Raw genomic sequence first — 21,057 nt, 5'->3', positions numbered from 1 at the left:
CCTGGGAACCCTTCTGGGGCTTCGCCGTCGTCCTCGCGCTCGGCGTCATCCTGCTCGACGGGCTCGCGACGTGGCTCGAGGTGCGCGCGGCCCTCGCGCGCGGCCGGCCCCTCCCGGCCCTCGCGCTGAACCTCCGCGTCGCCGCGCACGCGCGCACGCTCGGCGCCGCGGGCCTCCTCGTCCTCGCCGTCGGCGGCGCGGGTATCGTCGCGGGCGCGGGCCTCCTCGGCCACGCCGTCGCGTTCCTCGGTTACGTCGCCGCGGCCCTCGCCGCGCACGCGGCCGCCACCGCCCTCGTCGCGCGCCGCGCGGGCCTCCCGCCGGGCGCGGGCGAGGCGCCGCGCGAGATCGCGAGCGCGTGGTTCGTGCAAGGAGGGCTCACGGCGCTCGCGCTTGCGGTCGCGGCCTCCGCGATGCCGGACGTGCTCGCGTCGCCCGCGTTCGCGCCGCTGCTCGCGCTCGCGGTCGCAGCTTCGTGCTGGGGCGCATGGAAACTCGCGAGGCCCGCGACCGCGGCGGCTGCCTAGTCGTCGAAAAGGCTCTTCACGACGGGGCCCGAGAATCGAAAGAGCTGCGGCGCCTTCTTGAGCATCTCCTTCGCGAGGCGCGACGGGTAGTCGATGTCCCCGAGCGCGTTCACGGTGGCGAGGAGCTCCTTGTCGTCCATGACGCGGAACAGCTCCTCCACCTGCGCGTCGGTGAGGTGCATGAACGCGCGGCGCAGGCGCCAGCCGACCTTGAGCTCGCGGCCGATGTCGTCCATCCACCGTTCGTGGTAGCGCGCGAGCACCGCGGCGGACGTCTCGCCGTATTCGAGCGCCTCCGCCGCGACGTCGGCGAGGTGGCCCGCGCACTTGAGACCGGTGTACACGCCGCCGCCCGACGTGGGCTTCGTCTGCGCGGCCGCGTCGCCGACGAGCATCACGCCGTCGGCCGTCGTGGCCTTCGTCGTGCCGACCGGGATGCAGCCCGTGATCGTCCAGCACGCCTTCGGGTTGTCCATGAAGCGCGCGGAGATCGGGTCCTCGAACATGCGGTCGTAGTACGCCTTCGCGGGAAGGGGCGCCTTGATCGAGACGCCGACCTCGACCTTGCCCTTCGTCCCCTCGGGATTCGTGGGGATCATCCACGAGAAGAAACCCGGAGCCTGCTTCTCGCCCACGAACATCTCGACGTGCGTCGGCGTGAGCGAAAGCCCCTCGACCTCCGCGCCGTGGCAGGGGATGACCTCCTTCGCGCGCGGGAGGTCGAACCACTTCGCGACCTGGCTCTGGACGCCGTCCGCGCCGACGAGGAGCTTCGTCCGTACGACGCGTTCGCCGGCGTCGTCCCGCAGCGTCACGGCGACGTGCCCGTTCTCGCGGCGCGCGGCGACGGCCTTCGTCCCGAGAACGACTTCCGCGCCCGAGCGCTCCGCGGAGAGGACGCACTGCCGGTCGAACTCGCCCCGGTCGATCGCGACGGCCATGGTCTTCCCGCCGTCGAGCGTGAGCGTCCGGCCCGACGGGCTGTGGATGTTCGCGCCGCGGATGTCGTTCCAGTGGACGCGCGACAGGGGGAAGTCGACGAGGTCGAAGATGCGCGGCGTGAAGAGGCCCGCGCACTGGACCGGGTCGCCCACGCGGTCGTGCTCCTCGACGAGCGTCACGTCGAGTCCGCGCGCCGCGAGGAGCCGCGCCGTCTGGCCGCCGACGGGCCCGCCGCCGACGACGAGGACGTCCTTCATCGCGCCGGGAGGCGAACGGTCCGGCAAATAGCTTGCGCGCGAAGGGAACCTTCAGGAGCAAGGCCGCGCTTTCCCGGCCCGGCATGCCCGAGATGAAGCTCGTCGTGGTGGCCCGCAAGGACCTCAAGCTCAGCCCGGGCAAGCTCGCGGCGCAGGTGGGGCACGCCTCCGTCGACTGCGCCCTCAAGGCGCAAAAGCACCAGCCGAAGGTGTTCCAGGCGTGGCACGCGGAGGGCCAGAAGAAGGTGGTCGTCAAGGCGCAGGGCCTCGAGGACCTGTACCGCCTCAAGCTCGAGGCCGAGCGGCGCGGCCTCACGACGGCCCTCATCGCGGACGCGGGCCACACGGAACTCGAGCCCGGCACCGTCACCGTCCTCGGCGTGGGCCCGGGCGACGCGCGCGACGTCGACGCGGTCACGGGCGCCTGCGGACTCTATTGATGTTCGAGCCTTGACGGAGCAGGCGCGCGGCGAAGCGACCCTTTTTCGACCTGCGAACGAGGAATGCGGGCGCGGGGCGCGCCCGGCGGCCCCTGGGGGCGCGGAGCGGGCAGCCGCGGCGGACGGCCCGGTTGAGCTTCGAACCAGAAGGGTGAACGGTCGGGCCAACCTGAACGATGATGGAAGGGGGACGCCCAACTGAAGCGACGCCACGCGGCGATCGTCGCCCTTGCGATCGCCTCCATCATGGTCCTCTCGGTCTTTCCCGTCGCCTTCGCGGAAGGCGATGGAGGCAAGGACGCGGGAAAGAAGGGCGGAGACTCGAAAAAGTCCAAGTCCGACGGGGACGCGAAGAAGGATTCCAAGTCGGTCGAGAAGCAGGATGACAAGAAGTCCGATTTCAAGAAGGACCCGAAGAAAACCGACGCGAAGAAGACGTCCGACAGCAAGACGTCCGATTCCAGCAAGGACGCGAAGTCCGATTCGAGGAAGTCGGGCGACGACCGCCGCGGCGGGTCGCTCTTCGACGACGACGGCCACAGCACGCGGACGCGCGCCTCGCGCGATTCGTTCCTCTCTTTCGATCGCGACATCGACTTCGACCGCGACACGGTGCTCCTCGCCCTCGCGCTCGGGCCGGGCCGCGCGACCCGGAGCCTCTTCGATACGGCCAACAGCTTCCTCGACATCCCGCTCGTCGCGAGCGGGTCGGCCTCCATCGTGGCGCGCGACGACCGCTTCCGCGACGTCGACCTCGACGAGGGGGACGTGTTCGCGCTCCTCGCGTTCGGCGAGCGCGACCTCGACGTCCTGATTCCGCGATCCTCGCGGCTCGGCGGCATCGGGCTCGGTTCGGGCTTCGGCGACTGCGGCCTCGCGACGCGCGGATTCGACCGCGACCTCTCGCAACGCGTCACCCAGCGGGTAGACCTCGACCGCGACGACGTGCTCCTCGCGCTCGCCCTCGACCGCAACGGGTTCGACGTGCTCGACCAGCTCCCGGGCCGCATCTCGCGGACGCTCGAGACGAGCGACGACCTCCGCACGCTCGTGGACTTCGACGAGGACGACGTGCTCCTCGGGCTCGCGCTCGACCGCGACATCTGCTGACGGCAGCTTGAAGCGGGCCGAGTCGGGTCTCCGGGGCATGCCCGGAAAGGCCAAGCGCCCCGCCCGGCGGGCGCCCAAGTCCCCGAAAGAGAGGGCGAACGCGAGGTCCGCAAGCGCGAAGGCTTCATCCGGGGACGGCGCGCGCGACGTCGACGTGTGGCTCCGCGCCCACAACGACTGGCGCGGCGAGACCCTCGCGCGGGCGCGACGCCTCGTCCGCGAAGCCGAACCCGACGTTGTCGAGGAGATCAAGTGGCGCAAGCCCACGAACCCGGCGGGCGTCCCCGTCTGGTCGCGCGACGGGATCCTCGCGATGGGCGAGGCGTACAAGGACAAGGTGAAGATCACGTTCGCGCGCGGCGCGGCGCTCGACGACCCGTCGAAGCTCTTCAACGCCGGGTTCGGCGGCGGCACGCGACGGGCGATCGACCTCCGGGAAGGCGAAGCGCTCGACGCGGAGGCCTTCAAGGCGCTCGTCCGGGCGGCCGTGGCCGAGAACCGGCGCACGCGGGCGCTCAAATCGGGGTGACGCGCCTGGCGAAAGAGCCGCGACGTGCGACCAAGGCGAAGACGCCGGCGCGGACGCGGAAAGCACGGCCTGCGGCGAAGGCGAAGAAGGTCGTCCTTCTTTCGGGCGGCAACCCGCAGATCTCGAAAGGCGACGGCGACGCGCCGGTACAAGCCTACATCCGGGCCATGCCGGGGTGGAAGCGCGCCGTCGGGGAACGCCTCGACGCCATCGTCGAAGCGAACGTCCCCGACGTGCGCAAGGCGGTGAAGTGGAACACGCCGTTCTACGGCGTCGAAGGCCGAGGGTTCTTTTTCGCGTTCCATGTCTATGCGCGGTATGTCCAAATGACGTTCTTCAAGGGGACTTCCCTCGACCCGATGCCCGCGAAAGGAAGCAAGCACCCCGAGGTGCGGTACCACGACATCCACGAGGGGGCGCTCGACGAGACGCAGGTCGCCCGCTGGGTGAGGCAGGCGGCGGCGCTCCCGGGATGGATTCCCTGACGCCGGAAGCGACCGGGCCGCCGGGAACGTATAAATAGGTCTCCCGCCCTGTGCCCACTCCCCAAGGTGCTCTCATGGGTCGCTTTCCCGAGGCGGAAGCCCGCCTCCTCCGCAAGAAAATCTGCATGAACTGCTACGCGCGGAACCCCATGCGGTCGACGCGCTGCAGGAAGTGCCTCTGCAAGCAGCTCCGCGTGAAGGCGCTCGAAGGCCGCGGCGTGTAGGCGCCCGTCGGCGGGCCCCGCGCGGGGCCCTTCCATCTTCGTTCTCGTGCTTTGCTCAGCAACGCTTATCCCGTCCGAGCGCGCGGGGGCCGCGTTGCGTCCGACCCTCTCCGGCTGCCGTCGCTGCGCCGACCCGGAACGAGCGCCCCCCACGCCGGAGGGCGTCCTGTGCCTGCCTTGCGCCCGCGACGTGCGCGGCCGGCTCGACGAGGGGGCGGTCGCGCTCCTTTCGCAATATTACCGGCGCCGGATTCTCGAGGGGACCCCCCGGGACTGGACCTGAGCCGGTCGGACGGCCTCACTTCTCGCGCTTGCGATCGAAGGGCTCGGGACCGCCGAGGCGGTAGATCTTCGCCTCGAGCGGCATGAGCTCCTCCTCGAGCTTGCGCTTCTCGACGTTCATCACGTCGCTCCGCGTGAGGAAGCCCACGAGCCACGTCGGGTTGTCGCGCTTCACGACGGGCAGGTGGCCGAAGCCGCCGCGCACCATCTTGGTGAGCGCGCTGTGCAGGATCTCGTCCGGATGCGCGACGACGAGCTTCGTCGTCATCACGTCGCCCACCTTCCGCTCCAGGTCCCCCGGGCCGACCTTGTGGCGCAGGTCGTTCGACGTGATGAGGCCCACGAGCGCGCCGCGCTCGTCGAGGACGGGGAAGCCCTGGTGGCCTGTGCGGAGGGTCCGCTCGACGACCTCCTTGATCGTCATCTCCGGGCGCACCGTATCGACGGGCGTGGACATGACCTCGCGCACGGTCGTCGTGTCGAGGATGTTGACGCCGATGTCGAACTCGAACGGCAACCCCTTCTTCGAGAGCTTCGAGGTGTACACGGAATCCGGGTAGAAGGCGCGCGCGAGGAGATCCGCCGCGACGCACGCGAGGATGAGCGGGAGGATGATGTCGTAGTTGCGCGTCATCTCGAAGAGCATCACGATCGCCGTGAACGTCGCGCGCGCGGTCGCGCCGTAGAACGCGGCCATGCCGACGAGCGCGTACGCCCCCGCGGGACCCGTGAGCTCCGGGAAGAAGCGCTGCGCCGCGAGACCGAACGCGCCGCCGAGCATCGCGCCGATGAAAAGCGACGGACTGAACGCGCCTGACGCTCCCCCCGACCCTTGCGTGAAGGTGTATGCAACGAGCTTCGCGACGAGCAGGATGATCAGGAAGAGGATCGCGATCTCGCCGTGGAGGGCCGCGGCGACGGCCTCGTACCCGACGCCGAGCGAAAGCGGCACGATGAGTCCCGTAACGCCGACGACGACGCCGCCGACGACGGGCTTCATCCAGAACGGCATGTCGAGTCGCCCGAAGAGGCCCTCGGTCGAGTCGACCGCGCGCAGGAACAGGACGCTGATGAGGCCCGCGACGATGCCGAGGGCGAGGTAGATCGCGAGCTCGTACGGGGAGACGAGGCGGTACGCCGGGACGGGGAAGCTCGGCTCGTCGCCGAGGAAGGCGCGGCCCGTGACCGAGGCGAACACCGAGCCGACCGCGAGGGGCACGAAGGAGCGCGCGCGGAGCTCGAGCAGGATGACCTCGACCGCGAACACGAGCCCCGCGATCGGCGTGTTGAACGTGGCGCTGATCGCCCCGGCGGCGCCCGCGCCGAGGAGGATGCGGCGGTGCACGACCGAGAAGCTCAGGAGGTTTCCGACCGCGGAGCCCGCGCCGGAGGCGAGCTGCACGATCGCCCCCTCCCGTCCCGCCGATCCTCCCGCGCCGAGGCCGATGCACGTCGCGATCGCGTGGACGGACGTGCGCCAGGAGTCCACCTTGCCGCCGCCGAAGACGGAGGCCTCCATGACCTCGCTCGTGCCGCGGACCTTCTTGTCCCGCGTGAGGAGCCAAACGAAGACGGCGATGATGAGGCCCCCGAGCGCCGGAACGAGGATGACGCGCGGGCCGAGCTCAGGCACGGCGTCGGCCGGGCTCACGAAGTCGTACGAGAAGCGCTGGAAGAAGAACAGGTTCGTGAAAAGGTCGATGATCCGCCGCACCGCGACCGCGAGGAGACCGGACACGACGCCCACGACGCCCGCGAGGAACGCGATCTGGAGGCCTTCGATGACGGAAGGAACACCGCCTTCCTCCTCCAGGACACGTCCTCCTCCGAGGGCGACCGCCACGCATTCCGAATGAAACGAAGCTTCTTATACCAGACGGCCGCCTCGAACGTCGATGCCCCCGGCCCGGGTCGCGACGACGTTCCGCGTGCCCCTGCGGCCGGGCGTCGCCCCCGGGGGACGCGCCGAGCTGCTCGCGCCCGCGGGCTCCTTCGAGGCGCTCGTCGCCGCGGTGGAGAACGGCGCGGACGCGGTGTATCTGGGCGGCACGGCGTTCAACGCGCGCAAGTTCGCCGCGAACTTCACGGACGACGAGCTGGCGCGGGCCTGCGACTACGCGCACGTCCGCGGCGTGAAGGTCTTCCTCACGTTCAACACGCTCGTCTTCAACCACGAATTCCCCGAGGCCGTCGCGTTCATCGGACGCGCGCGGGAGATGGGCGTCGACGCGCTCATCATCCAGGACCTCGGCATCATGAAGGCCGTGCGCGACCTGTGCCCGGATTTCCCCATCCACATCTCGACGCAGGCGACCGTCCACAACTCGGACGGCATCCGCTTCCTCGAGGACCTGGGGGCGGAGCGCGTGATCCTCGCGCGAGAGAACTCGCTCAAGGAGATCGCGAAGATGCGCGAGCGCACGAAGGCGGAGCTCGAGCATTTCGCGCACGGCGCGATGTGCTACTGCTACTCCGGCCAATGCCTCATGTCCTCCGTGATCGGCGAGCGCTCGGGCAACCGGGGCGCGTGCGCCTACACGTGCCGCCTCCCCTTCACGATGGAGGCCGCGAACGCCGACGGCAAGGCGCCGCCGCCTCCGCCCGCGCGCGGCGAGGACGGGCTCGTGACCGAGATGTACCGCCCCCTCGAGCACGTGCGGGCCAAGCACGTCCTCTCCTCGAAGGACATGAACGATCTCGAGCACGTTCCGCGCATGATCGAGTCGGGCGTGATGTCGTTCAAGATCGAGGGCCGCATGAAGCGCCCCGAATACGTGGCGATCGTGACGCGCGCTTACCGCCAGGCGATCGACCGCCACTACGCGGGCAACTTCCACGTCACCGAGTCCGAGAAGTCGGCCGTGCTCAAGGTCTTCAACCGCGACTTCACGAAGGCCTGGGTGGACGCGAAGGACAAGTGGAACTACACGACGTGGGACACCGCGGGCAACAAGGGGACGCCGCTCGGCGAGGTCGTCCAGGCGGGCGACGGCTGGGTGATGGTGAAGCTCCGCGACACCCTGCGGGTAAAGGACGGCGTCGAGATCATCCACCTCGCCGAGTCGTGGGAACGCGACGGGCACGCGGGCGGCGCGCCCGAGGAGTACGGCTTCCAGGTCCACCAGATCCTGAACGCCTCCGGGCGATGGCTCGGCGAGGCGCACGCGGGGGAGACCGTGACGCTGCGCGGCCGCGCGCACGCAAGCCCGGGCGATCCCGTGTACAAGACCGCCGATTTCGAGACGCTCGAAGCCGCGCGCAGATCCTACGCGACGCCGCAGCGGCGCGTCCCCGTCGAGGTTTCGGCGACGCTCAAGGTCGGGGAGCCCCTCCGCGTGCGCCTGAAGGACACGACGCGCGGCTTCGAGGCCGAGCACGCGCATGATTACGTGGTCGCCGAGGCGCGCCGGGCGCCGCTCACTCCGGCCGCCGCCCGCGAGCAGCTCGAGAAGCTCGGCGACACGCCGTTCGAGGCGGCGCGGGTGGACGTTACGATCGAAGGGGCCGCCTTCGCGCCGATCCGCATGCTGAACGACGCCCGGCGCGCGGCGGCCGAGAAGCTCGAGCGCGCGATCGCCGAGCACTACCATCGCGCGCCACTTTCGGACTTCGCGGAGCGAGCCTCGCGTTTCCTCGCCTTCCCGACGGTCGAGCGCGCGGCGACGGCGCCGACGCTCGCCGTCAACTGCTGGACGCTCGACAACGTCCGCGCCGCGATCGGCGCGGGCGCGAAGGTCGTCTACTTCAGCGGCCTCAAGGTCGGGGGCCTCCAGCCGCGCTGGGACGACGAGGCCGTCGCGGAGGCGATGGCGCTCGCCCGCGACGCGGGCGCGGAGCTTTGGCTCGCAAGCGGCATGATCCAGAAGGACGTCGAGGTCGCCGCGTTCGAGAAGGCGCTCCAGGCGATGCCCGGCGTCGGCGTGCTCGCGGGCAACCATGGCGCGTTCCACGTCGCGCGCTCGCTCGGCCGACGCGTCGTCGGCGACTGGATGCTCAACGTCTACAACTCGGTCACCGTGGATTACTTGCGCGCGCACGGCGCGGAGCGTCTCACGCTTTCGCCCGAGATGACGCTCGCGCAGATGGCCGACGTCGCTCGCCACACTCCCGAGCGCCTTGAAGCGCTCGTGCACGGACGACTCACGCTCATGACGAGCGAATACTGCTCCATCGGCCACGCGGAGGCGTGCCAGATGCCGGGCGGGACGTGGGCGCCGTGTCACGACAAGAAGTACCGGCTCGAGGACCGCCTCGGCAAGCGCTTCCCGCTCGAGACGGACGGCGCGTGTCGCATGTACATCCTCAACTCGGTCGAGCTCGCGATGCTCGACCGCATTCCGGACCTCGCGCGCGCCGGCCTCGACGTGCTGCGGATCGAGACCATCGGATCGCGCCCCGAGGCCGTCGCCGCGCAGACGGGCGCGTACCTCGAAGCGCTCGCCTCGTATCGCGCCGACCCCGCGGGGTGGGCGCTCGACCCGTCGCTCTGGAAGCGCGTCGCGGACGCGTGCCCGGACGGCTTCACGACGGGCCACTTCTACCGCGGACCGCTCTGAGCGCGCTTCGCCTCGATCTTCTTGTGCTTGCGATACTCGTACATCCCGAACACGCTGAGGACGAGCACAAGGAACGTCCAGGCCCATCTGTGCGGCTCGCCTGCGCGCGCGAGGCGTCGATTGAAGAGAAACGCCGGGAGCGCGAAGGCGAGCAGGTATGCGGCGAGGAGCGCGAGGATCTGGTCCTGCGTGAGGCCGACCGCCACGGGCACCCAAGGCGCGGGCGGGTCTTCACGGTTTGTCCACTTCCTTGAGGCCTGAAGGAGCCATCCCGCACGGTGGGCCGCGCCCTACAAGCATGACGGACGCCGTGGCCACGGCGGTCACAGGGATCATCATGGCAACGGCCACCGTCAACACACCCAACGTGCTGCTCGCGAAGATCGTCGGGGCGGTCCTCGTCCTCGTAGGCATCCTCGGCTTCCTGCCGCAATTCAACCCCACGCTCATCATCTTCGGCGTGAACGTGCTCCACAACATCGTCCACCTCGCCACAGGCGCGATCCTCCTCGCGGCCGGGTTCATCGACGGCGGAACCTACGCGCGGGTCACGAACCAGATCCTGGGCGTGGTCTACCTGCTCGTCGCGATCCTCGGCTTCGCGGGCATCCTCGTTCCGACGCTCCTGAACACGACCGCGGACGCGATCCCCCACGCGGACAACCTGCTCCACACGCTCCTCGGCGTCGCCCTCGCGGGCGTCGGCTTCGGGGTGCGCGAGCCTTCGGGACGCGGGGCGATGCGGACGGTTTAGTTCGGGGCTTTCAGCGGTGCACTCCGTGGCGCGCGTTTCACACCGAAGGTCCCGCTGCGGCGGGACCTTCGGCGCGCGCCACTCCGTGCCAGAGGAGGGGCGCCTCGCGCGCCCCTCCTCTGGACTTTACCCTCAGCGCCAGGGGCTCCGCCCCTGGACCCCCGTCCGGACCCGCGTCTGTTCTCGAAACAACGTGACCTTACGCGCGCCCTTCGCGTGCGGCGCGGGGGCCTGCGGGGCTGCCTTCAGCGACGCCCAACCTTGGGACCCGGGCGCGAACACCGGCTGAGGTCCCGGTCCCGGTCCCGACGCCCCGACCCGGCGCCCGAAACCCGGTCCCACGCCCGACGCCCGGGGCCCGGCCCCGCACCTCTCGAAAAGCGCTAATGTCGGGCCGGCCGTTGTCGGGGCGTGGGCCTGCCGGAGAGCGTCGAGAAGTCGCTGACGTGGGTGGCGGACGGCGTGGCGGTGGTGCCGGCGCCGGCGGGCCGCTTCAGCGGGGCCGGCCTTCTCATCGCGGACGGCGACACGGTGCTGGTGGACGCGGGGATGCTGCCCGAGACGCGGGCGCAGCTCGCGCCGCACGTGGACGTCTGCATCCTGACCTCGTGCGGGCTTCCGCAGATGCTCGGGGCGGCCGATTTCAGGACGGTGTGGGCGCCGCGCGCCGAGGCCCGCGCGCTCCTGAGCGAAGACCACTTCATGGACACGCGCGGCGTCGCGGCCGCGGACCGCGCCGTCGTGCGCAAGCACCTCGAGCACGCTCGATACAGGCCCGCGCGGTACGCGAAGACGTACCGCCCCGGCGGCCTTCTCGCGCTGCAGTCGAGCGAATGGAGCTTCGTCCCGGCCGCGGGGCCGTCGCCGGGAACGACCCTCCTCCTCGATCCGAAGCGGCACATCCTCTTCGCGGGCCCCTTCGATCTCGCGGACGAAGGGCCGTGGTACGGATGGCCCGACATCGACCTCGAGGCCTACGAGCAGACGCTTGAGCGGCTACTCGAGATCGACGTCGCGGTGTGGGTTCCGACGCGCGGCGAGCCGAGGCGGCGCGGCATCCGACCGGCGCTCCGGTCGTGGCGCGAGGCCATCGACCGGCGCGACGACAAGCTCACCTCGCTCCTTGCGACGCCGCACGCGCTCGACGAGCTCGTGCGGAAGGCCGCGATCACGGGGCGGCCCTCGGAGGCCGCGATCGATCGCTACCACGAGCGCATCATGATCGAGAAGCATCTGGCGCGCCTCCTGGAACGCCAGATCGTTCGGGCCCGGCAGGACGGGCGCTATGTCCGCGAGGACTGAACCGGTCCTGGGGAATAGATTGAAAAGGAGGCTTCTCCGCTTCCTCGATAGCCTGAAATAGGCACCCCGGAATGGGGGCGCCCGTAGGTGTCGTAAGCCATGTTCGAGAGCTTTTCGCGTGGCTGGCAGATCACCAAGGCCAGCTTCAAAGTCCTGAAATCCGACAAGGAGATCCTCGCGCTCCCGCTCATGTCGGGCGCGCTCCTCGTCCTCGTGACGCTCAGCATCCTCGGCGTCGGTCTCTTCACGCTCCCCCTCGGAGCGCTCGCGGCGGGCGACCCGGCCGCGCAGTACCTCGGCCTCGCGTTCCTGTTCGCGATCTACCTCGCGAGCTACTTCATCATCATCTTCTTCAACGCCGCGGTCGTCGAGTGCGCGATGATCCGCTTCAACGGCGGCGACCCCGTCCTCAAGGACGGCCTCCGCAAGGCGTGGTCCCGCAAGACGCGCATCCTCCAGTGGGCGCTTGTTGCGGCCACGGTCGGCCTCATCCTCAAGATGCTCGAGAGCGCCGCCCGCCGCGCCGAGAACGACCTCGTGCGCATGGTCGGCCAGATCGGCGTCTGGATCGCGGGCGCGGCCTGGAACATCGCGGTCTTCTTCGTGGTCCCCGTCCTCGTCTACGAGAACGTCGGCCCGATGGACGCGCTCAAGTCCAGCGCGCGCACGTGGAAGGGCATGTGGGGCGAGGGCTTCGCGGCCTCCTTCAGCGCGAGCATCATCTTCCTCGGGCTCGGCCTCCTCGGCCTCATCCCGATGTGGATCGCGTTCCAGATCGGCGGCGCCGGCGCGCTCGCGCTCATCGCGGCGACGGTCCTCTACTGGGTCCTGCTCGCGGCGGCCAACAGCGCGGTCGACACCATCGTCGTCGCGGCGCTCTACAAGTACAGCCGCGACCGCCGGCTCCCGGAGCAGTTCCAGGACGCGCTCCCGACGCCCGCGGGCGGCCGGATCGCGCCGTGGGCCTAGCGCAGTTGAGTTCGGGGCCTTCAGCGGGCACTCCGTCGCATGGGCCTGCGGGCCCATGCGACTCCGTGCCAGAGGAGGGGGCTATCCGCCCCCTCCTCTGGACTCCGCACGAACCTGCGGGTTCGTGCTCGCCGCGGCGGCGTAACGCCGCGGCTCCACCCGTGGACCAGGGGGCTGCCGCCCCCTGGACCCCCGACCCCAACCCGCGTTTTTTTCTCGAACGGTGCTCGGGTTTCACAGCCCCTTTCGCGTGAGCGGTAGAGGGGCGCGCGTGGCTGCCTCTCGCGCCGCCCAACCGCGACCCGGGCGCGAACACTGGTCGCGGTCCCGGTCCCGGACCCGGACCCGACGCCCGGACCCGGTCCCGGCACCCGGCTCCCGGACCCGGACCCGGCACCCGGCTCCCGGACCCGGTCCCGAATCCCGGCGCCCGGACCCGGTCCCGGCACCCGGCACCCGGCTCCCGGACCCGGTCCCGAATCCCGGCACCCGGCTCCCGGACCCGGTCCCGAATCCCGGCGCCCGGACCCGGTCCCGAATCCCGGCGCCCGGACCCGGTCCCGGCAACCGGCACCCGGCTCCCGGACCCGGTCCCGAATCCCGGCACCCGGCATCCGGCCCCGGCGCGCGAAACGTGTTGCCGCCGCGCCCGCGCGGCCTGGAAAGGGCAAACGCCTTGAATCGGGCGGGACCTCTTCATGATATGAATCTCGCGGACCTCGTCCTCGAGGTTGTCTCCTTGAAGGACGTCGACCGGGAGGGGTGGAAGCGCGTCGCCGGCGCGGCGCGGGAGTCGGTGGCGGAGCACACGTACGGCGTCGCGGCGCTCGCGGCGCTCCTGGGTCCGGACCTGGGGGTCGACGCGGACCGGCTGACGCGGCTCGCGGTGCTGCACGACCTCGCGGAGGTGCGGACGGGGGACATCACGCCGGCGGATGGGATCGCGCCCTTGGAGAAGCGTCGGCGGGAGCAGGCGGCGCTCGCGGCGATGCTCGCGCCGCTCGGGCCCACGCGGGCGGCGGCGCTCGAAGGCCTCGCGGTCATGGATTCGCCGGAGGCCCGCATCCTGAAGCAGCTCGACGCGCTCGAGATGCTCGCGCAGGCGCTCAGGCAGGAGGAGCGCGGCGGCGCTGCGGGCGACCTCGACGCGTTCTGGGCATCGGGCATGAAGAAGCTCGAGCATCCGTTCCTCGTGGCGCTCGGGCTCGCGCTCGAGGCGCGGCGGCCGTGACGAGTCGCGAAACCGCTGCTTACCGCCCCCGGGCGCTCGCGACATGCATGACGGGGCATCGCGGAGCCGTGGCTGGGACGACGCTTACCCTCTTCCTGTTACGGGCGACGGACGTAGCCCGGCGAGCTGCCACACGGAGATTCCGGTCGTCCATCCTCTCCATCGTTCCCAGCGGCACCAGTGACCACGTTGCCCAGGACGTTGCCATTGAGACCGACCTGAAGGCCAAGGATCCCGCGGCCGCCTTGGCCGCCGGCGGCCCAAGCCCATCCTCCGTACCCCTTCTCGCCCTTGGCGCCAGGATAGAGGCAGACGTTGGAAGGGTCGTTCGGGGGTCGATAACAGAAGTTGACCGAGTCGCAGCGTGTGTAGCCGTCACCGTTGCCGAATCGGCCGCCACCACCATCCCCGCCTCGTCCTCCCATGCCTCCCTTGACGTCTCTGTTGACAGGTCCTCCGGCTCCGCCGAGCACGCCCCCAACCCCACCTTGCCCGCCTTGCCCTGTCGCCATTCCGCCGTTACCCCCGTGTCCGCCCCATCCGGCCGGCCGGCCGTCGGTCCGACAAGAGGTGCACGCTATCACGCCGCCTTCGCCTCGGCCGCCATTCCCGCCGTAGACGGCATCCACTGATCCCCCTCGTCCTCCGATGAACTCCCCAGGACCGCCGGATCCGCCTTCGCCTCGCGCATCCTTCCCCTTGCAGGCATCGCGGCCCGGGCCAGTCTGGCTGAAGCTCGGATAGGAGCATCCGCCTGTTCCGTACTGGGTCGGCGCATCGTCCCCAGGCTCTCCCTCACACGGATTCGAAAAGATCCCGACGCAGGCCGCAGCCGAGCCGCCCTCCCCACCGGCTCCGCCCGACGCCTTGCCATTCGCGAACAGCACAGTCGGCACGTGCCCCGGCGGCAAGCTCAGAATCCCCGAGGCGCCCCCCTCTCCACCGGTGGCCCTGATCTCGCCAGGCCCGTACGCGGCGATCGACCCAGCGCGGGCGTGCGCGAGCGCCGAACCCCCGGCGCCACCGTTTCCAAGAATGAGCAGTCCGTTCATCGAAAGGAATCGCGCGTCAAGCACGAGATCGCCGCCGCGTCCGCCGGGCCCCCCCACGGCGACGGGATCCGCGATTCCAGCGTCGAATTCCGCAACCGCGGTTGCGTCCCCCCCGGAGCCACCGTCACCCGAGGCGATGATTCCATCGCCACCGACTGCAATGACGCCGCGCGGCGAATTCAGGATGACCGGCGGCGCATCGCCGCCACGACCGCCCAGACTGAGCGTCGGGAGGGCGCTCGGCGTTCCCGCGAGTCCGTGACCGCCCCAGATTTCCCCTTCGACCGAGATCAAATGATCCGATGTCACGGTCACGGCAGTTCCGGGGGTCGCTTCGATCCGACCTTCGACGATGACCTCTTCCACCCCATGGAGTTCGAAGACGAGATCCGCCGTCACCGTGACCCCCGCGGGGATCGTGATGGACTGGTAGGCGTAGACGCCGGGCGCAGCCACGCCTGAAGAGAACGTGCAACTCGTGGGAATCGTGATTCCGCCATTCGGCACGCACGCTGAGCTGGAACCGGTGACCGGGTTGAGGAGAAGGGTCAGCGGGGTGAGCAGCAACATTGCGACCGTGAGAACGCCCATTTTTCGGTTTTCGTTGGAGTCGGCCATCAGGGCCGTGATGGGCCATGACCGTTTTTTTTTCGGTCGGATGATGACTGGTCAACATTTATATCCTCCGAAGGCCCTTGAGGCGTGTGAATACGCGGTTCCTAGTTGTGATCGTTTCACTGGCCGTTTTTGCCACCACGATCGCTCTTCCCGACGGGGCGCGCGCGACCCATCAGCTCGAAAAAACATAATGCCGGGCGGCAGAGACGAACACGCCCCCCGACGAAGATGGGTATTACACACTCATGTGCACTTTTGTCTGCCTTCCTGGAGCCGTTATCGGCGTGCGAGCCGAGTCGCGAGAGTGGATGAGCGACCTCGTGATCACCGCCACATGTTCGAACATCGTGGTCTCCTGCACCATCCCACATTACGTGGGACCGGGCAATGGAGTCGGGGAATGTTCGGACGATGAGGGATACGTACATACCCCGGGACAGGGCGTCTGCACCGTCAGGACTTACGGGTACCTCCATGGATACTGTTATGCGACGACCCCGAGTGTCCATGCATTCGCGTCAACTGTCACGAGCCACTACGGCGATTCATGCCTCGATACATGTCGGCTCATCCTCGAAGTCGGAGGACAACAGGTTTTCCCATTCGATCAAACGGGAACGACAGTGGCCCAACCGACAGGGACTTGTCTTTCCGGCATCTGCTACGTGGCAGTGCGAGGCACAGGCACGACAATGGGGTGGAAGGGACAGGTCGTAGCGCGATGCGAACCAGGTGGTTCAGCAGTGGCCCATCACAGTGTGAGTGCCGCTCAATGCAGTCGTCGCGCAATTGCTGCGGGCGAACTGCAGATTGCCGGATCGCTTCCGGAAATTATGGCGATACCTGTTGCGCGTGGAACGTGCGTGGACGTTGAACTCCTTCAAGAGGGTTACGCATACGATCCGATCGGGGGCGATTTTGTTCAAGGTGACCCTGCCCGGGATTGGGTTCAAGTTTGCCATTTCCGAGATCTCTTGGAAATTCTTCCCCCGTGATCCTGATGGGTGAAAAATTGAGAATATTCGCGGGCCTTATGATCGGGCTTTCGATGCTACTTTCAACGGTGGGATCGGTCTCGATCTTCGACCCAGATGACGGGGTGTACATCGAAGCGATCGCTCTCGACGCCGTCGATGGCCGAGACATCGTCCTCGCCTATTCGATGCTTTATCCCGCGGCGAATACAATTTACTTGGTGCGAGTCCACAATGGGTCGGTCGGCTCCCACGAACCAATATACCAATTGCAGCACGAACAAACGGTTTCGTCGCGAAATGGCCTGTTCGTAGGAGCTCGGGGGGACGAATACCGCGTTCTCATCGTCCTCGATGAGCCCGCGGAGCCCTCAGGATTCACATCGACGCAAACGATCGTCGTCATAAAGCAAAATGGGGATGGCGTGTGGTCGACAGCCTCCCACCTCATCGGCTTGAGCTGCTGCACTCGAGTCCTGTCCTTTGCTGTCGGGGGCGACGGCACGAGCTATACCTTGATCCAGCAGAGCGGCAGGCTCACCCTGATCACCGAAGCCAATGGTGACTTTGCGCGCACTCACATCGCGAATTCTTCGCCGATGGGCCACGTTTCGGTCGATCAAGACGGGCAGCCTCATGTCTGCTACTCCGATTTAGGAAAAGTCATTGATTGGTCTCCGGCTGGCTCGCATGTACTTTATGAACGCAACCGGGTCGAATCCTTTGATTGCAATTTCATTGTTACAAGAGCGGATCTGAAATGGGGGGTCTTTGCCGCCCTCCCGAAAGTTGGCGGCAGTTGCCTCACCCCCCTTCCTTGCCTATCCCCACCTGACTCTGGCAAGCTCATCGTGTTTTCACAGGATGGCCAGGAGACATCCATCGTGGCCACGAATCTGAGCTACTGGACAACGCCGCAGCTCAGTGAGTCGCCGATGGGCCGCCGGCTCATCATGAACTATTATCCGACATCGGAGAGCTTCAAGAATACGATCTTGGAATTCCGAGACGACGGCCTCGTGGAAGTTGCGCGCGCGCCGACTTGGTCTTGGTTGCCGAGATCCAATATTATAGAACCGGTCGTTTTGCATGAGGTGTATGGCCAAGACGGTTATGAGGCGCGCCTCGTCCGGATTCCAGATTCAAGATGAGGTTGAGACTCCATGGCAGCAAGAGTGGCTGGAGGGACCCTGATGGCTTGGAAAGCTTCATGTTTCAACAAATGGACGTACGAGGCGATGGCATCGGCCATTCACATGAAGCGAGCGTCAGCATCCTTTCTTGCCATCATCCTTCTCGTTTGCACGCAGGGTCCGACCGCTTCCGCGTCTCCATCGAGCTTCATGGTCATCGAAGAATCGTAGGGCGAGGAAACCCAAGCGGCGACGATCCTTCGGATTCAATCTGAGCAGTCTGAACGGACCATTGTGAGAATATGCACGACCCCCGAGTACTGGACGGAAGGCCTGCGGGGTTGGTCCTTCCTGCAGTATCGCGTCGAGGCGGGTGAACTGACTGCTGCTTTCGCCATGAGTGAACTCTTTGGGTCACACGAACGCGTCGAACCACGGATTTTCGTCAGGGGCTCGGCCGGCGAGAGCATCGAATCTGGGCCGATCGTCCTGGACGCCGCGGTTTGGAAGGCCTGCAGGACGATCACCATTTTCGCGAGCGAGCCGCGAACCACCGACGACGTCTATGTGTTTGCGAGCCGCCATGTTCCGATCCGATGGTCAATTGAAGAGCGTGTCGTGGGGTCCGCCAACCCGGTGGTGGCCTGGCGCCACGAGACGGACGTCGTGAATGTCGCGGATCTCGAATCCTTTTCGGGCCCCCTCGCCGTCGCGAGCAGCCCGACCCTCGTCCTGGGGCCGACGAGCCACCAGGCGTCCGTCGGCGGCCACCTGAGTAGCATGATCGAGCACGGGATCTACGGAACCTTCGGTTTTGGGGACTTCACTCCGGCGGCGGGCGAATATCACGTCGAAGGTCCGCAGGGGGAACGCTTCGAATCGTGCTTCGAGTATCGTTCCGAAGGTCTCTGCAAATCCCCTGAGGGGTCGTGGACGAGCGAACAATTCGCCAGTCCACACGCGGGCCGCTACGTGTTCAAGCCGTCGGTGGCCGTGGGGCCGAGCCATGAGGATCGGTTGGGGGCCATCTGGATCGACGCCCCGATGCCGCCCGGCGTGACGGTCCCGGCGCCCTCCTCGGCGCTGCCGCCCATCACGTGAGGGGCCACCCTTCGCGCGCCTCGGGCGTCGTGATCACCCTCGCCGCGCCATGATGCGCTCCATCTCCGCGATCTCCTCGCGCTGCGCCTCGATGATGCGTCGGCAGAGGTCCTCGATCTGCGGATCGGTGAGCGCGGCCTCCTGGCACATGTGGATCGCGCGCGAGTGGTGCGGGATCATGGATCGGAGGAAGGCCTCGTCGCCCACGGCGGCCTCGAAGCGGCCGGCGGCGAAGGCGCCGACGAGGAGCAGGCCGAAGGCGACGTAGAGGGCGAGATTCAGGCGGCGGTCCGGGAAGCTGCGGCGCATCGTCGTGAGCATGATGAGGCCCATCGCGGCGACCATGGAGAGCGAGATCCAGAACACGCTGAGGCTGAGGTCGAAATGGTCCGGACGGTCGATCTGCGAGAACGCGAGGAAGTACATCACGACCAGGCTCGCGGCCAGGCTCGCCGCGAGGCGGCCGTACATCGCCGTCGGCATGAAGAGCGGGTCCGATTCTCCAGGGCAGAGGGGTTGCGGCGCAGCGATCGATCCGGCCGTGCGCGGTTCGGATCGAGCGTCGCGCCGCACGGCGCCCCGCATCGATCCCGCCCCCGAAACCTTCATATGACCCCCCCGATATAGGCGCGCTGCTCCCGTAGAAGAGCCTCTCGCAGGGCTCGACGCGCTCTTTGGACGCGGGACTACGGAGGTTCGCATTCCATGGTCGATCGCAAGGACATCTCGGCCGCCATCAAGGCCGCCCTCGAAGCCGCGCCCGAACGCAAGTTCCCGGAGAGCGTCGAGATCGCGTTCAACCTCAAGAACGTCGATCTGTCGATCCCGAAGAACCGCGTCGACGAGGAAATCCAGCTCCCGAAGGGCCGCGGCCGCACCCCCAAGGTGGCCGTCTTCGCGGGCGGCGAACTGGCGGTCAAGGCCAGGAGCGTCGCCGACCTCGTCGTCATGCCCGAGCAGATCGAGGAGCTCGCGGGCGACAAGCGCAAGGCGCGCAAGGTCGCGAACGACGTGCAGTTCTTCGTCGCCGAGGCGCCCCTCATGCCGACGATCGGCCGCACGCTCGGTACGGTCCTCGGTCCCCGCGGCAAGATGCCGCGCCCGATCCCGCCCGCGGCCGACCCCGCGGGCCTCGTGAACGCGCTCAAGAACACGGTGCGTGTCCGCTCCCGCGACCGCCGCACGTTCCACACGCCGATCGGCGTGCGGACGATGTCCGTCGACGACCTCACGGACAACGCGGCGCTCGTGATCGACCGCGTGACGAAGAAGCTCGAGCGCGGCACGTTCAACATCGCAAGCATCTACGTGAAGACCACCATGGGCCCGGCCCATGAGGTCAAGGTGGTGTAGGCCATGGCTCACGTTGCGAAGTGGAAGAAGGACGAGGTCAAGAGCCTCGTCGACATGCTCCGCGCGAACCCCGTCATCGGCGTCGCCCAGGTGGACGGCATCCCCTCGGCGCAGATGCAGACGATGCGGAAGAACCTCCGCGCGGACGCCACCATCAAGATCGCGAAGTCGACGCTCCTGCGCATCGCGCTCAAGGAGCTCGAGAAGGAGCGGCCCGGCGCCGCGAAGCTCGCGGACGCGATGAACGGGTCCACGGCGCTCATCGCGACGAAGATGAACCCCTTCAAGCTCTACAAGCGCCTCGAGCAGTCGAAGACGAAGGCCCCCGCCCGCGGCGGCGAGACGGCCCCGAGCGACATCGCGGTCGAGAAGGGCGAGACCCAGTTCAAGCCCGGCCCGATCGTCGGCGACCTGCAGAAGGCGGGCATCCCCGCGAAGATCGACAACGGCAAGGTCGTCATCTCCGCGAACAAGGTCCTCGTGAAGGCCGGCGAGAAGATCAAGCCGGAAGTCGCGACGATGCTCACGCGCCTCGAGATCTTCCCGCTCATCGTCGGCATGGACCTCAAGGCCGTCCACGAGAACGGCACGGTCTTCGGCCGCGACGTGCTCGCGGTCGACGAGGACGCGATCCTCGCGGAACTCGGCGCGGCCGCGCGCGGCGCCCTCGGCGTCGCCCTCGAGGCCGGCTGGGCCACGAAGCAGACCATCGTCCCCCTCATCGCCAAGGCGCAGCGCGAGGCGCTCGCGGTCGGCGTCGAGGCGGCGCTCCCCGAGAAGGGCGTCATCGACCTCGTCGTCGCGAAGGCGTACCGCGAGATGCTCGCGGTCGCCCGCAAGGCGCCCGAGGCGGCGGACGACGAGCTCAAGGCGGCCCTGTCCGCGGCTCCGGCCGCGGCGGCGCCTGCGGCCTCGTCCGGCGGCGCGAAGAAGGACGAAGAGAAGGAAGAAGAGAAGGGCGCCTCCGAGGAAGAGGCCATGGCCGGCTTGGGCGCGCTCTTCGGCTGACGATCAAACCCCGATGAAGAAGTAACGATTAGGAGGTAGAAAAAAATGGAATACGTGTACAGCGCCCTGCTCCTGCACTCGGCTGGCAAGAAGGTCGACGAGGCCGGCGTCACCGCGGTCCTCAAGGCCGCCGGCGTCGAGGCGAACGAGGCCCGCGTGAAGGCCCTCGTCGCCGCCCTCGACGGCGTGAACATCGACGAGGCCATCAAG

22 protein-coding genes are annotated in these 21,057 nt (G+C 68.2%); 17 read left to right on the top strand and 5 right to left on the bottom strand.

Features of this window, described 5'->3' with window-relative positions; all coding sequences use genetic code 11:
- Positions 1–527 (top strand): hypothetical protein (locus tag VM889_01610; protein HVL47233.1); only part of this gene is annotated, 527 nt, incomplete at its 5' end.
- On the opposite strand, the gene VM889_01605 is transcribed toward VM889_01610, so the two are convergent.
- Positions 524–1,726: an NAD(P)/FAD-dependent oxidoreductase gene (locus VM889_01605; GenBank protein ID HVL47232.1), complete on the bottom strand. Its 1,203-nt coding sequence runs from the start codon at positions 1,724–1,726 to the stop codon at positions 524–526. The genes VM889_01610 and VM889_01605 overlap by 4 nt on opposite strands.
- An 83-nt stretch (positions 1,727–1,809) precedes the next feature.
- On the opposite strand from VM889_01605, the gene pth2 reads away from it, so the two are divergent.
- The 6 genes from pth2 (at position 1,810) to VM889_01575 (ending at position 4,797) form a co-directional block, all read left to right on the top strand.
- Complete coding sequence (gene pth2, locus VM889_01600; protein HVL47231.1) at positions 1,810–2,166, top strand: peptidyl-tRNA hydrolase Pth2; 357 nt, start codon at positions 1,810–1,812, stop codon at positions 2,164–2,166.
- Between the two features lie 246 nt (positions 2,167–2,412).
- Positions 2,413–3,276: a hypothetical protein gene (locus VM889_01595; GenBank protein ID HVL47230.1), complete on the top strand. Its 864-nt coding sequence runs from the start codon at positions 2,413–2,415 to the stop codon at positions 3,274–3,276.
- A gap of 154 nt (positions 3,277–3,430) precedes the next feature.
- Positions 3,431–3,805, top strand: coding sequence for a DUF1801 domain-containing protein (locus tag VM889_01590; GenBank protein HVL47229.1), 375 nt, complete (start codon positions 3,431–3,433; stop codon positions 3,803–3,805).
- Positions 3,802–4,290, top strand: coding sequence for a DUF1801 domain-containing protein (locus VM889_01585; GenBank protein HVL47228.1), 489 nt, complete (start codon positions 3,802–3,804; stop codon positions 4,288–4,290). Before VM889_01590 ends, VM889_01585 begins: the two co-directional genes overlap by 4 nt.
- 74 nt (positions 4,291–4,364) lie before the next feature.
- Positions 4,365–4,514, top strand: a complete 150-nt coding sequence (locus tag VM889_01580; protein HVL47227.1) for a 50S ribosomal protein L40e — start codon at positions 4,365–4,367, stop codon at positions 4,512–4,514.
- A gap of 94 nt (positions 4,515–4,608) precedes the next feature.
- Positions 4,609–4,797 (top strand): hypothetical protein, encoded by a 189-nt coding sequence (locus tag VM889_01575; protein HVL47226.1) that lies wholly within the window; start codon positions 4,609–4,611, stop codon positions 4,795–4,797.
- A gap of 15 nt (positions 4,798–4,812) precedes the next feature.
- Here the strand turns inward: VM889_01575 and VM889_01570 are convergent, their stop codons facing one another.
- Positions 4,813–6,639, bottom strand: a complete 1,827-nt coding sequence (locus VM889_01570) for a chloride channel protein (protein HVL47225.1) — start codon at positions 6,637–6,639, stop codon at positions 4,813–4,815.
- Positions 6,640–6,691: 52 nt separating this feature from the next.
- Here VM889_01570 and VM889_01565 point away from each other — a divergent pair, with 52 nt between their 5' ends.
- Positions 6,692–9,352 (top strand): DUF3656 domain-containing protein, encoded by a 2,661-nt coding sequence (locus tag VM889_01565; protein ID HVL47224.1) that lies wholly within the window; start codon positions 6,692–6,694, stop codon positions 9,350–9,352.
- Here the strand turns inward: VM889_01565 and VM889_01560 are convergent.
- Positions 9,334–9,558 (bottom strand): hypothetical protein, encoded by a 225-nt coding sequence (locus VM889_01560; GenBank protein ID HVL47223.1) that lies wholly within the window; start codon positions 9,556–9,558, stop codon positions 9,334–9,336. The two genes, VM889_01565 and VM889_01560, sit on opposite strands and share 19 nt — an antisense overlap.
- Positions 9,559–9,650: 92 nt before the next feature.
- Between VM889_01560 and VM889_01555 the strand changes: the two genes are divergently transcribed.
- The 4 genes from VM889_01555 (at position 9,651) to VM889_01540 (ending at position 13,608) form a co-directional block, all read left to right on the top strand.
- Positions 9,651–10,106: a DUF4383 domain-containing protein gene (locus VM889_01555; GenBank protein HVL47222.1), complete on the top strand. Its 456-nt coding sequence runs from the start codon at positions 9,651–9,653 to the stop codon at positions 10,104–10,106.
- Positions 10,107–10,517: 411 nt separating this feature from the next.
- Positions 10,518–11,408, top strand: coding sequence for an MBL fold metallo-hydrolase (locus tag VM889_01550; protein ID HVL47221.1), 891 nt, complete (start codon positions 10,518–10,520; stop codon positions 11,406–11,408).
- Between the two features lie 99 nt (positions 11,409–11,507).
- Positions 11,508–12,377, top strand: coding sequence for a DUF6159 family protein (locus tag VM889_01545; protein ID HVL47220.1), 870 nt, complete (start codon positions 11,508–11,510; stop codon positions 12,375–12,377).
- A gap of 703 nt (positions 12,378–13,080) precedes the next feature.
- Entirely contained in the window at positions 13,081–13,608 is a 528-nt protein-coding gene (locus VM889_01540) for an HD domain-containing protein (protein ID HVL47219.1), read from the top strand.
- A 98-nt stretch (positions 13,609–13,706) separates the two neighbouring features.
- On the opposite strand, the gene VM889_01535 is transcribed toward VM889_01540, so the two are convergent.
- On the bottom strand, positions 13,707–15,278 hold the full coding sequence (locus VM889_01535; GenBank protein ID HVL47218.1) for a hypothetical protein: 1,572 nt from the start codon (positions 15,276–15,278) through the stop codon (positions 13,707–13,709).
- Between the two features lie 991 nt (positions 15,279–16,269).
- Here VM889_01535 and VM889_01530 point away from each other — a divergent pair.
- Positions 16,270–17,403: a hypothetical protein gene (locus VM889_01530; protein HVL47217.1), complete on the top strand. Its 1,134-nt coding sequence runs from the start codon at positions 16,270–16,272 to the stop codon at positions 17,401–17,403.
- 276 nt (positions 17,404–17,679) lie between these two features.
- A complete protein-coding gene (locus VM889_01525) occupies positions 17,680–18,486 on the top strand; it encodes a hypothetical protein (protein ID HVL47216.1) in 807 nt (268 codons plus the stop codon).
- 33 nt (positions 18,487–18,519) lie between these two features.
- Here the strand turns inward: VM889_01525 and VM889_01520 are convergent, their stop codons facing one another.
- Positions 18,520–18,969 (bottom strand): DUF305 domain-containing protein, encoded by a 450-nt coding sequence (locus VM889_01520; protein HVL47215.1) that lies wholly within the window; start codon positions 18,967–18,969, stop codon positions 18,520–18,522.
- A gap of 222 nt (positions 18,970–19,191) precedes the next feature.
- Between VM889_01520 and VM889_01515 the strand changes: the two genes are divergently transcribed.
- The 3 genes from VM889_01515 to VM889_01505 form a co-directional block, all read left to right on the top strand.
- Entirely contained in the window at positions 19,192–19,839 is a 648-nt protein-coding gene (locus tag VM889_01515; protein HVL47214.1) for a 50S ribosomal protein L1, read from the top strand.
- Positions 19,840–19,842: 3 nt separating this feature from the next.
- Positions 19,843–20,847: a 50S ribosomal protein L10 gene (locus tag VM889_01510; protein ID HVL47213.1), complete on the top strand. Its 1,005-nt coding sequence runs from the start codon at positions 19,843–19,845 to the stop codon at positions 20,845–20,847.
- Between the two features lie 45 nt (positions 20,848–20,892).
- The coding region (locus VM889_01505) for a 50S ribosomal protein L12 (GenBank protein HVL47212.1) at positions 20,893–21,057 on the top strand (165 nt) is incomplete at its 3' end.

The sequence above is a fragment of the Candidatus Thermoplasmatota archaeon genome, from assembly GCA_035540375.1.
GTDB lineage: Archaea > Thermoplasmatota > SW-10-69-26 > JACQPN01 > JAJPHT01 > DATLGO01.
The sequence above is the reverse complement of the archived record's forward strand: the minus strand, read 5'-3'. Positions and strand labels throughout refer to the sequence as shown.

Coding starts and splice junctions, on each gene's coding strand:
- VM889_01515 (HVL47214.1), top strand. CDS start 19,192: ATGGTCGATCGCAAGGACATCTCGGCCGCCATCAAGGCCGCCCTCGAA.
- VM889_01520 (HVL47215.1), bottom strand. CDS start 18,969: ATGCCGACGGCGATGTACGGCCGCCTCGCGGCGAGCCTGGCCGCGAGC.
- VM889_01545 (HVL47220.1), top strand. CDS start 11,508: ATGTTCGAGAGCTTTTCGCGTGGCTGGCAGATCACCAAGGCCAGCTTC.
- VM889_01580 (HVL47227.1), top strand. CDS start 4,365: ATGGGTCGCTTTCCCGAGGCGGAAGCCCGCCTCCTCCGCAAGAAAATC.
- VM889_01535 (HVL47218.1), bottom strand. CDS start 15,278: ATGGCCGACTCCAACGAAAACCGAAAAATGGGCGTTCTCACGGTCGCA.
- VM889_01605 (HVL47232.1), bottom strand. CDS start 1,726: ATGAAGGACGTCCTCGTCGTCGGCGGCGGGCCCGTCGGCGGCCAGACG.
- VM889_01555 (HVL47222.1), top strand. CDS start 9,651: ATGACGGACGCCGTGGCCACGGCGGTCACAGGGATCATCATGGCAACG.
- VM889_01565 (HVL47224.1), top strand. CDS start 6,692: ATGCCCCCGGCCCGGGTCGCGACGACGTTCCGCGTGCCCCTGCGGCCG.
- pth2 (HVL47231.1), top strand. CDS start 1,810: ATGCCCGAGATGAAGCTCGTCGTGGTGGCCCGCAAGGACCTCAAGCTC.
- VM889_01540 (HVL47219.1), top strand. CDS start 13,081: ATGAATCTCGCGGACCTCGTCCTCGAGGTTGTCTCCTTGAAGGACGTC.
- VM889_01510 (HVL47213.1), top strand. CDS start 19,843: ATGGCTCACGTTGCGAAGTGGAAGAAGGACGAGGTCAAGAGCCTCGTC.
- VM889_01595 (HVL47230.1), top strand. CDS start 2,413: ATGGTCCTCTCGGTCTTTCCCGTCGCCTTCGCGGAAGGCGATGGAGGC.